8 protein-coding genes and 1 pseudogene are annotated in these 10,486 nt (G+C 76.1%); 6 read left to right on the top strand and 3 right to left on the bottom strand.

Translation table 11 applies throughout. The features are described from left to right. Nucleotides 1-510 (bottom strand): annotated as a pseudogene (locus FHN55_RS22720) (hypothetical protein); the annotation flags it as partial. A gap of 202 nt (nucleotides 511-712) precedes the next feature. Here FHN55_RS22720 and FHN55_RS12235 point away from each other — a divergent pair. Genes FHN55_RS12235 through FHN55_RS12220 form a run of 4 tightly spaced genes read left to right on the top strand, consistent with a single transcriptional unit; the run spans nucleotide 713 to nucleotide 5,250 of the window. Then, nucleotides 713-1,801: a beta-propeller fold lactonase family protein gene (locus FHN55_RS12235; protein WP_139712602.1), complete on the top strand. Its 1,089-nt coding sequence runs from the start codon at nucleotides 713-715 to the stop codon at nucleotides 1,799-1,801. After that, on the top strand, nucleotides 1,798-3,141 hold the full coding sequence (locus FHN55_RS12230; RefSeq protein ID WP_139712601.1) for an amino acid deaminase: 1,344 nt from the start codon (nucleotides 1,798-1,800) through the stop codon (nucleotides 3,139-3,141). The genes FHN55_RS12235 and FHN55_RS12230 overlap by 4 nt, the downstream gene beginning before the upstream one ends. Continuing rightward, nucleotides 3,138-4,790 carry an amidohydrolase family protein gene (locus tag FHN55_RS12225; RefSeq protein WP_139712600.1) on the top strand — a complete coding sequence of 551 codons (1,653 nt, stop codon included), beginning with the start codon at nucleotides 3,138-3,140 and terminating at the stop codon, nucleotides 4,788-4,790. The genes FHN55_RS12230 and FHN55_RS12225 overlap by 4 nt, the downstream gene beginning before the upstream one ends. Before the next feature lie 55 nt (nucleotides 4,791-4,845). Then, complete coding sequence (locus FHN55_RS12220) at nucleotides 4,846-5,250, top strand: RidA family protein (RefSeq protein WP_139712599.1); 405 nt, start codon at nucleotides 4,846-4,848, stop codon at nucleotides 5,248-5,250. A 77-nt stretch (nucleotides 5,251-5,327) separates the two neighbouring features. On the opposite strand, the gene FHN55_RS12215 is transcribed toward FHN55_RS12220, so the two are convergent. Next, nucleotides 5,328-6,431, bottom strand: coding sequence for a Gfo/Idh/MocA family protein (locus FHN55_RS12215; RefSeq protein WP_139712598.1), 1,104 nt, complete (start codon nucleotides 6,429-6,431; stop codon nucleotides 5,328-5,330). Next, nucleotides 6,431-7,321 (bottom strand): sugar phosphate isomerase/epimerase, encoded by an 891-nt coding sequence (locus tag FHN55_RS12210; RefSeq protein ID WP_180357801.1) that lies wholly within the window; start codon nucleotides 7,319-7,321, stop codon nucleotides 6,431-6,433. Before FHN55_RS12210 ends, FHN55_RS12215 begins: the two co-directional genes overlap by 1 nt. A gap of 135 nt (nucleotides 7,322-7,456) precedes the next feature. On the opposite strand from FHN55_RS12210, the gene FHN55_RS12205 reads away from it, so the two are divergent. Next, the gene (locus tag FHN55_RS12205) at nucleotides 7,457-9,028 is read left to right on the top strand and encodes a M81 family metallopeptidase (RefSeq protein WP_139712596.1); all 1,572 of its coding nucleotides are present in this window, start codon (nucleotides 7,457-7,459) and stop codon (nucleotides 9,026-9,028) included. Between the two features lie 145 nt (nucleotides 9,029-9,173). Beyond that, nucleotides 9,174-10,484 carry an extracellular solute-binding protein gene (locus FHN55_RS12200; protein WP_139712595.1) on the top strand — a complete coding sequence of 437 codons (1,311 nt, stop codon included), beginning with the start codon at nucleotides 9,174-9,176 and terminating at the stop codon, nucleotides 10,482-10,484. Nucleotides 10,485-10,486 lie beyond the last annotated feature (2 nt).

Here is a 10,486-nt window from a genome sequence, read left to right as displayed (position 1 = left end):
GCGCTCGGCGGAGCGCTGGCGCAGGGTCGCCCGACGGCGCGCCACCAGGACGGCGAGGCCGAGCACGGCCAGCCCGGCGGGCGAGGCCGACAGCGGCACGAGGCCGAGCACGGCCAGGAGCGCCGGGGCCGCGGCCACCGCGCCGGTGACGGCCAGCAGGAGCAGGGCGGGTGCCGGGCTCGGGGCGGTGCGTCGAGCGGCGGTGCGCCGCGGTGCCGGCGCCGAGCGCCGGGCAGCGGGCGCCAGCTGCGGGCGCTCCGGCCGGCTCCCCTCCCCCGCGGGCAGCGGTGCCTCGGTGGCGCGGGGCGCCGCCAGGAGGGGCCCGGTGCTGCGGACGGGCGCCGAGGTGGTCCGGGAGATCTCGCGGCGCTCCAGCAGGCGCAGCTCCTCCTCGGTGGCCTCGGCCCGCCAGGCGGCGGCGAGCTGCTCGCGGCGCTGCACCCAGTGAGGGACGGCCCCGAACGCCCACAGCGCCACGATCCCCAGGAGGAGGAGTCCGCTGCTGCCCACGTCGATACTGTAGAGGCTCAGGAGACTCCCGTGAACCACGTTGCGCCTGTGTCTTGTGTTGCTGGTGTGACAGAAGTCCGGTCGCGTCCCTTTCGCACCCCGGAAGCGCCGCCGCCGTGACCGAACCGCAACCCCCGTCCGGCCGTGGTCAGCGGGGCCGGGCCGCCCCCCGCGCCGCAGGCCCGCGGCCTAGGGTCGCCGGGTGAGCGACCTCCTCGCCGTCGGCTGCTACACCGCCGAGACCGGCGGGCGGGGTGAGGGGATCACCCTCGTCGGGCGCGACAGCACCACCGGGCGCCTGGGCGGCGTGGTCGCCGTCCTGCCCGCCCCCTCGCCGTCCTACCTGGTCACCGCGGGACGACGGGACGGCCGGCGCGTGCTGCACGCCGCGCACGAGCTCCCCGACGGCCGGGTCTCCACCTGGCTCGTGGACGGGGCCGGCGCCGGTGAGCAGCTGGCGCAGGCGGACAGCGGCGGCGGCTCCCCGTGCCACGTGGCCGTGCACCCGTCCGGCCGGCTGCTCGTGGTCAGCGACTACGACGGCGCTGTGGGCGTCATCGCGGTGCACGACCGCCCCCGGGCCGCGGCCACCGAGCTGGTGCAGGTCATCACCCCCCGGCGCCCCGGCGGGGCACCGGGCCCGGTGGCCGACCGGCAGGCCGGACCGCACCCCCACTCCGCCGCCTTCCTCGACGACCGGCACGTCGTGGTGGCCGACCTCGGCACCGACGAGCTGCGCGTCCACGCCGTGGTCGTGGAGGCCGGCGCACCGGCGGGGCTCACCCCCGACCCCGTGCAGGTGGTGCGCACCCCACCCGGCAGCGGACCCCGCACGGTGCTCGTGCACGAGGGACGGCTCCACGTCACCGGAGAGCTCGACGCCACGCTGATCACCGCCGACGTCACCGCGGGCCGCGTCGGCACCCCGCGCACGTCCCCCGTGCTGGACGGCGGCGGCCGGGCGGGTCCGCCGTCGGAGGTCACCGCCCTCGGCACGCGCCACCTGCTCGTGGCGACCCGCGGTGACCACCCCGCGCTCACCGTCCACGGGGTGGACGAGGACGGCACCCCCCGCGCGGTGGCGGACCTGCCCCTCGACGGCCACGGCGCTCGCAACCCCCGGCACGTGCTGGTGCTCGGCCGGCACCTGCACGTCAGCGCGCAGGACTCCGACCTGCTGCTGCACCTGGAGCTCGCCGGGCTGGGAGGCCCCGACGACGACGGGCCGCCGCGCGCGGTGGCGAGCAGCGCCGTGCGCCTCGGCTCCCCCACGGTGGCGGTGGCCCTGTGAGCGGGCCGCGCTTCGACGCCGACGCGGTCGGCGTGCTCGGCCCGTGGGCCAAGGCCGTCCCCGTCTCGGCGTGGGGCACCACCGGTGCGGACTGGGTCGACGGGTCCCCCGGGCTGGCCGAGCTGCCCACGCCCGTGCTCACGCTCGACGCGAGCGCGGTCGCGCACAACACCGCGGCGATGGCGGGCTGGGCGCGCGGCGCCGGAGGTGCTGCCGGCCGCGGCGTGGACCTGGCCCCGCACGGCAAGACGAGCATGGCGCCGGCGCTGTGGCGCGCCCAGCTCGCCGCGGGCGCGTGGGCGGTCACGGTGGCGACGCCGTGGCAGCTGGCGGTGGCGCTCGACGCCGGGGTGCCGCGCGTGCTGGTGGCCGGCCCGCTGCTCGACGCGCGGGTCCACGCGCTCGCGGCGCGGTCGCTGGCCGCGGGTCGCGCCCGGCGGGTGCTGGTGTGGGCCGACGGCGAGGACGTGGTCGCCGCCACCGCCGCCGCCCGGGCGCGCAGCGGCGCGGAGGCGGCGCCGCCCCTCGACGTCCTCGTGGAGCTGGGAGCCCCGGGCCGGCGCACCGGGGCCCGGTCGGTGGACGCGGCGCTCGCCGTCGCGCGCGCCGTGACGGAGGCGCCGGGGCTGCGGCTCGCGGGGGCCGCGGGCTACGAGGGCGCGCTGGTGCACGACGCCTCGCCGGGCTCGCTGGCGGTGGTGCGCTCCTGGCTGCGCGAGCTGCGCGACCTCCACGAGCGCCTGGCCGGGGAGGGCCTGCTGGACGGGCTCGGAGGCGACGCGGCGGTCGTCTCGGCCGGCGGCAGCGCGTACTTCGACCTCGTGGCCGAGGAGCTGGGCGACCTGCACGACCCCGCGGGCGAGCACGGACCGCCGACGCGCCTGGTGGTGCGCGCTGGGGCCAGCGTCGCCCACGACGACGGGTTCTACTCGTCGGTCACGCCCTCGACCCGCGGCACCGGACCGGTGCTGCGGGCCGGCCTGCACGGCTGGGCGCGCGTCATCTCCCGCCCCGAGCCCGGCCTGGCGCTGCTGGACGCCGGCAAGCGCGACCTGCCCTTCGACGAGGGGCTGCCCGTCGCGCAGGCGGTCCGGCGCGGCGGCCGCGGCCCCGTGGAGCCCCTGCCGCGCGGCGAGGTGACCACCACGGCCCTCAACGACCAGCACGCCTTCCTGCGCCTGGCCGCAGGCGCAGGAGGCCTGGCCGTCGGCGACGTCGTCCGCCTCGGCCTGTCGCACCCGTGCACCGCCTTCGACAGGTGGGGGCTGCTGCCGGTGCTGGACGACGCCCGCGCCGACGAGCCGCGGGTGGTGGGCCTGCTGCGCACGGTCTTCGGATGAGCGCGGAGCCCGCGCCGCTGCTGGTCCGGGGTGCGTCGCTGGTCGACGGCACCGGCGCCCCCGCCCGCCGCGGTGACGCGCTCGTGGTGGGAGGGCGCCTCGCCGCCCTCGGCGACGGCGCCGCCGGCGACGCCCCCACGGGCACGCGGACCCTGGACGCCGGCGGCCTGGCGCTGTGCCCGGGCTTCGTGGACCTGCACGCGCACTCCGACCTCGCCGTCCTGACCGACCCGGCGCACCCCTCCCGCGCCCTGCAGGGCGTGACCACCGAGGTGCTCGGCCAGGACGGCCTCTCCTACGCCCCGCTGTGCGAGCAGGACGACGACGAGCGCGCCGCCGAGGTGCTCGCCGCGCTCGACCTGCAGCTGGCGGGGTGGAACGGGCGGGTGCCGCCGGGCCTCGTGACCTGGCGCGACGTGGGTGGCTACCTGGAGCGGATCGACGCGGGCACCGCCGTGAACGCCTGCTACCTGGTGCCCCAGGGCACGGTGCGCCGGGTGGTGGTGGGCGCGCAGGACCGCCCCGCCACCGCTGGCGAGCTGGCCCGCATGCGGGCGCTCGTCCGCACCGGTCTGGCGCAGGGCGCGGTGGGGATGTCGAGCGGGCTGACGTACGCCCCCGGCATGTACGCCTCGACCGAGGAGCTGGCGGCGCTGTGCGAGGAGGTCGCCGCGGCGGGCGGGTACTGGGCACCGCACACGCGGTCCTACGGCGCGGGTGCTCTGGACGCCTACGCCGAGGCGCTCGAGGTGGGCCGGCGCAGCGGCGCCGCGGTGCACCTCACGCACGCGACGATGAACTTCGCCGAGAACCGCGGCCGCGCCGGTGAGCTGCTGGCCCTGGTCGAGGCGGCCGTGGCCGCCGGGCAGGACGTCACGCTCGACAGCTACCCCTACCTGCCGGGCTCCACGACGCTCGCGGCGCTGCTGCCCGGGTGGGCGTCGGCCGGCGGCCCGGACGCGCTCCTCGCGCGGTTGCGCACCGGTGGCGAGGAGGTGCTGGCGCGGCTGCGCCACGACCTCGAGGTCGCCGGGTCCGACGGCTGCCACGGCGTCCCGGTGGACTGGGCGACCGTGCAGGTCAGCGGTGTCGCGCACCCCGAGGACCCGTGGCTGGCGGCGTCGGTGGGCTCCGCGGTGGCGCGGCTGGCGGACCGCGAGGGTCGCCCGGCGTTCGCCGTCGTCGTCGACCTGCTCCGCCGGGACCGCCTGGGCACCACGGTGCTGCAGCACGTGGGGGACCTCGAGAACGTGCGGGCGGTGATGCGCTCGGCGCGCCACGGCGTGGGCAGCGACGGGCTGCTGGTCGGCCAGCGCCCGCACCCGCGGGCGTGGGGCGCCTTCGCGCACGTGCTCGGGCCGTGCGTGCGCGACGGCGTGCTGGGGCTGGAGGAGGCGGTGGCGCACATGACGTCGCGCCCGGCCCGCCGCCTGGGACTGGCCGGCCGGGGCGTGCTGCGGGTCGGGGCGGTGGCCGACCTGGTGCTGTTCGACCCGGCTGCGGTGGAGGGTGCGACGTTCGAGGAGCCGCGGCGCCCGCCCCGCGGGATCCCGCACGTGCTGGTGGCTGGCGTGCCCGTGGTCGCGGACGGGGTGCGCACGGCGGCGACCCCCGGCCGCGCCCTGCGCCCCCTCCTCCGCCCTCCGTGATCGTGGACGTCCCGTGCACTTCGCCGCCGTCCCCGACAGGAGCAGGATCACCGTCATGACGACGCGCTCCGCCCTCACCACCTCCGACGCCCCGGCCGCCGCCCACTCGTTCTCGCAGGGGGTGCGCGTGGGGAACGTCGTGCAGGTCTCCGGGCAGGGCCCCGTCGACCCGGCCACCGGCGAGTACCTGCACCCCGGCGACGTCGCCGCGCAGGTCGAGCGGACGCTGCTCAACGTCGAGGCGGTGCTGGCCGCGGGCGGGGCGACGTTCGACGACGTCGTCATGCTCCGCGTCTACCTGACCACGCGGGACCACTTCGCGGCGATGAACGAGGCGTACGAGGCGTTCGTGACCCGGCGGGTGCGGCACGGGGTGCTCCCGGCGCGGACCACGGTGATGGTCGGGCTGCCGCGCGAGGAGATGCTCGTGGAGATCGACGCCCTGGCCGTCCTCGGCTGAGCCTCGTGGTGGCGGACGTCCATGATCACGGCCGAAGACCACCGTGATCGTGGGCGTCCGCCACCCGCGGCCGTGCGCTACAGGGTGATCTCGGTGCCCTTGTCCGCCGACTCGTAGATCGCGGTCACGATCTTCACCATCTCCAGGCCGTGCGCGGCCGGCGCGATGGACGGCTCCAGGCCGCGCGCGGCCCGCACGAAGCCGTCGATCTCGTTCTGGAAGGCCGGCACGATGTCGAAGCTGCGGCTGTCGACGTGCGGGACCACCTCGGTGATCGTGTCGTGCTGCTCGGTGAACAGGGTCAGAGCCGGCTCGAGCTCGGCTCCGCCGCGCTCCCCGAACAGCGCCAGCCCGATCTGCGGGCGGCCGTGCAGGGAGTAGGAGACGTCGAGGTGCAGGACCGCACCGCCCTCGAACCTCACCACGGCGCCGGCGAGGTCCTCCACGGAGTTCTTGGAGACGTCGTAGTCGGCGGACTTCCACCGCGTCAGCGACTCGATGTTGCCGCGGTTGCCGAGCCGGTCGGAGGTGTACCCGCTGACGGCCTGCGCCTTCGGGGCGCCCATGAACCACCAGGCCAGGTCCAGGAAGTGCACGCCCACGTCGATGAGCGGACCCCCGCCGGAGACCTCCCGGTCGGCGAACCAGCCGCCGGGGTTGCCGGCCTGGCGCAGGCAGGTGGCCTTGGCGTAGTAGACGGGGCCGAGGTCGCCGGCGTCGGCGAAGGTCTTGAGCACCTGCGCGTTGGGCGACCAGCGCCGCACGTACCCGACCTGCACCACACCGTCCGAGGCCGCCTCGGCGGCCACGATGGCCTCCGCCTCGGCCACCGTGCGGGCCATCGGCTTCTCCACCAGGGCGCTGCGCCCGGAGGCGAGGACGTCGACGGCGACGCTGGAGTGCGTGTCGTTGCGGGTGCAGACCGACACCGCCTCGACGTCGGCGTCGGCCAGCAGCTCGGTGTGCGAGGCGTAGGCGCGCACGGGCTCGGCGGCCCGCCCCAGCTCAGCAGCCAGTGCCGTGCACTGCGCCGCACGGGCCTGCGCACGGGCCAGGTCGACGTCGGCGACGGCGACGATGCGCGCGTCGGGGTTGTTCGCGTAGCTGTTGAGGTGCCACTCGGCGATGGAGCCGCCGCCGACCACGCCGATGCCCAGCGGGGCGCTGCTGGAGGGTGCCATCACGCGGCCTCCGCCCACAGCTGGCGCGCGTGCGCGAGGCCCTTGGCCACGGCCGCGGCGTCGTCCTCCGGGCCCTCGAACTCGATGGTCACCGGCCCGTCGAACCCGGACGCCCGCACCTCGCGGACGATGGCGGCCAGCGGCAGGTCGCCGTCGCCCACCACCGAGCCCAGCAGGCCGGCGCCGCCCGTGGTGCGCAGCCAGCCCTCGGCGGCCGGGTCGCCCGGCGGCTCCAGCCGGGCCCTCACGTGGAAGTCCTTCAGGTGGACCACGGACGCCGTCGGCAGGCTCGTGCGCACCGCCTCCAGGGGGTCGGCGTCCACGCAGAGGAAGTTGCCCACGTCGACCAGGGTGGAGAAGTTCGGCCGGTCCACCGCGGCCACCAGCGCCTGCACGCGGGCGGGGTCGTTCATGAAGAAGCCGTGGTTCTCCACCATCGTCGCCAGGCCCAGCTCCGCGGCGCGGTCGGCGACGCGCTGGCACGGTCCGACCACGAGGTCGGCCACCTCGCGCGCCTCGGCCTGCGAGGACTCCCGCCAGGCCCACGCGACGACGTCGTGCCGGACGCGCTGCACGCCGAGCCGGCGCGCCGCCTCGAGGTGCCCGAAGACGCGCTGCACCTCGGCCTCGAGGTCCCCCGCCTCCTGCGCGGAGCGGAAGTCGGCGGCGATGACGTAGCTGGTCAGGGGCAGGCCGCGGCGCGCGGCGCGGTCGGCGAGGGCGTCGGCCAGGGCCGGGTCGTCGGGGAGGTCGGCCGCGCCGGAGCCGGCCTGGGCGATCTCGAGGTGGTCGGCACCGAGGTCGGCGACCAGGTCGACGACGTCGAGCAGGCCTGTCCCTCCGGCGGCGATGGTCGAGGCGAAGCTGTAGGAGCTGACGCCGAGCTGCACGTGCGGTCCTCCGTCGGATCCGGGTCGGGCTTGGTGCCGCGACGCTAGGCGCGCCGCCCCGCGGCGACCAGGAGGCGGCCGATCGGCCAGCATCGAATTAACCGAAGTGCAACCTTCGGTGCGCAGGATCGCGCCGTGACCAGCACTGGGACCGCCCCCGCCCCCGCTCGCGAGCGCCCCCGCGTCGCCGTCCTCGGCGCCAGCCTCGAGGCGAGCACGCACTCCCCCGGGGCCACGCTGACCAGCGACTTCGTGCGGCACGACGGCGAGGAGCTGCTCGCGGCCCGCCCGTGGCTGGCGCCCGGCACCCCGCTGCGCGAGGCCGCGGACTGGGTGGGCCTGACGCACTACCGCGCGATCCCCGGTGCGCCCGTCCCGGCGGCGGACTGGGCCGAGATGACCGGCGTGCTGCTCGGCGGCCTGGAGCGCGCGCTCGCGGAGGGCCCGCTCGACGGCGTCCTCTTCGACGTCCACGGCGCGATGAGCGTGGTCGGCACCGACGACCCGGAGGCCGAGCTGGCCGCTGCCGTCCGCCGCCTGGTCGGCCCGGACGTGCTGGTCAGCACCGGCATGGACCTGCACGGCAACGTCTCGGAGCTCCTGGCCGAGTCCTGCGACCTGCTCACCTGCTACCGGATGGCACCGCACGAGGACGCCGAGGAGACCAAGGAGCGCGCGGCCCGCAACCTCGTGGACCGCCTGCGGGCCGCGGCGCGCGGCGAGGTGCCGCTGCGCCCGCTGAAGGCGCGCGTCCAGGTGCCGGTGCTGCTGCCCGGGGAGAAGACGAGCACCCGCGTGGAGCCCGCCGCGTCGCTGTACGCCCTCGTCCCGCGGGTGGAGGCGCGCGAGGGGGTGCTGGACGCCGGCATCTGGATCGGGTACGCCTGGGCCGACCTGCCCCGCAGCTCGGCGTGCGTGGTGGTCACCGGCGACGACGAGGCCGCCGTGACCGCCGGCGCGGAGGAGCTGGCGCGCGCGATGTGGGCGGTGCGCGACGAGTTCGCCTTCGTGGCTCCCACCGGCTCGCTCGACGCGTGCCTCGACGCGGCCGCCGAGGCCGTGGCCCGCGGCGTGCGGCCGTTCTTCGTCTCCGACTCCGGCGACAACCCCACCGCCGGGGGCACCGGCGACGCCACGTGGACGCTTACCCGCCTGCTCGAGCGCCCGGAGGTCGCGTCCGCCTCGCTGGAGGTGGTCTACGCCTCCCTCCCCGACGCCGGGGCGGCCCGTGCCGCCGCGGCCGCGGGCGTCGGCGCCCGGGTGCAGCTGGAGGTGGGGGCGCGGGTGGACGACGTCCACGCCCCGCCGGTGGCGCTGGACGCCGTGGTGGAGCACGTGCACGTCGGCGACCCCGTCGCGAGGACCGAGGTGGTGCTGCGCACCGGCGGCCTGCGGCTGCTGCTCACCGAGCGCCGCAAGCCCTACCACCTCGAGGGCGACTTCCTGCGCAACGGGATCGACCCGCGGGCGGCCGACGTCGTCGTCGTCAAGATCGGCTACCTGGAGCCGGAGCTGTTCGCCCTGGCGGCCGACTGGCTCCTGGCCCTCACCCCCGGCGGCGTCGACCAGGACCTGCTGCGGCTGCCGCACGAGCGCATCGCGCGCCCGATGCACCCCTACGACGCCTTCGGCGGTCCCGGCGGGGCCCCGGAGCCGTCGCTGGAGGCGGTGCTCGTGGGCCGCCGGGAAAGTTCGTCACCGAACTAAGTCGGAGGTTCTTTCGCAACGGCTCCGGGTCTGCTCAGATCTGCGCTCACCACCCCGCACCACCTGGCACCACCCGCTCTCCGACGACGACGTCGAGCAGCACCCCCGATCAGCCACGTGATCCCGGAACCGCAGGAGCGCACCCATGGACCTCTCGACGTCGACCCCGTCCCGCCGCACCGTCCTCGGCATGGGCGGTGCGCTGGGGCTGGCCGGTCTGCTCGCCGCCTGCGGCGGCAGCAGCGGCGGCGCCAGCTCCTCCGGGGGCGGCAGCTCCTCGGGGGACCTGCGCGTGTGGTTCATGAAGGACTCGGTGAGCCAGAAGGGCATGGACTGGCTCAAGACCACCTTCGAGGAGCAGAACCCCGGCTCCACGCTCACCTACGAGATCCAGGTGTGGGACGGCATCGTCCCCAAGCTGCAGACCGCGCTGGCCAGCGCCGACTCCACCCCGGACATCATCGAGCTGGGCAACACCCAGGCCCCCACCTTCTGCGCCGTCGGGGCGCTGGAGGACCTCTCCGACCTCAAGGCCGACCTGGGCGGGGACGACCTCACGCAGTCGCTCGTGGACCTGGGCAGCTACGACGGCAAGATGTACGCCGCGCCGTTCTACGCCGGCAGCCGCATCTTCTTCTACCGCAAGGACCTCTTCAGCGCCGCGGGCGTCCAGGTGCCGACCACCATCGACGAGCTCACCGCCGCGGCCACCACGCTGCAGCAGGCCAACGCGTCCACCCCCAACTTCTCCGGCATCTACCTGCCCGGCATCAGCTGGCAGAGCTGCATCGCGTGGCTGTTCACCAACGGCGGCCTGCTGGCCTCCCAGGAGGGCGACACCTGGAAGGGAGGGCTGTCCACCCCCGAGGCGCAGGCGTCGCTGCAGCAGCTGCAGGCGATCTGGAAGACCGGCTCCACCTCGGGCACCGTCACGGACTCCACCACCGCCAGCCAGCCCTTCGTGCCGTTCAACACCAACGAGACGGCGATGTTCTTCGGCTTCAACTGGCACCTGAAGTCCATCGACCCGGCGCTCGTGAGCTCGGACAAGGTGGGCTACTTCGGCTTCCCGCCGGTGGCGGCGGGCGGTGTCGGCAAGCCCTTCGCCGGCGGGTCCAACGTGGCCATCTCGGCCAAGTCGTCCAAGAAGGACCTCGCCAAGAAGGCGATGCAGCTCATCTTCGCCAAGGACTTCCAGGAGGCCTTCGCCACCGAGGGCGGCTGGGTGCCCGGCAACCTCTCCTACGCCTCGGCCCTGGGCAGCGACGAGCTGTCCACCCTCACCACCGCGGCGGTGAAGAACTCCGTCGGCACGCCGGCCGCCAAGAACTGGGCGCTGGTCGAGGGCGCCAAGACCGTGGACGACTTCTACGTGGCCATGGGCGCCGGCAAGGACCCGGTCTCGCTGGCCGCCGCCGCGGACGCCGCCATGGAGAAGGTCCTCAACCAGGCCTGACC

It is taken from the genome of Streptomyces sp. NP160, assembly GCF_006335115.1.
Taxonomy (GTDB): Bacteria; Actinomycetota; Actinomycetes; order Actinomycetales; family Quadrisphaeraceae; genus Quadrisphaera.
This window is presented reverse-complemented; position numbering and strand designations above follow the sequence as displayed.

What these genes read in the sequence shown, in the direction of transcription:
- FHN55_RS12215 (WP_139712598.1), bottom strand. Translation starts at nt 6,431, where the DNA reads ATGGCACCCTCCAGCAGCGCCCCGCTGGGCATCGGCGTGGTCGGCGGC.
- FHN55_RS12220 (WP_139712599.1), top strand. Translation starts at nt 4,846, where the DNA reads ATGACGACGCGCTCCGCCCTCACCACCTCCGACGCCCCGGCCGCCGCC.
- FHN55_RS12225 (WP_139712600.1), top strand. Translation starts at nt 3,138, where the DNA reads ATGAGCGCGGAGCCCGCGCCGCTGCTGGTCCGGGGTGCGTCGCTGGTC.
- FHN55_RS12200 (WP_139712595.1), top strand. Translation starts at nt 9,174, where the DNA reads ATGGACCTCTCGACGTCGACCCCGTCCCGCCGCACCGTCCTCGGCATG.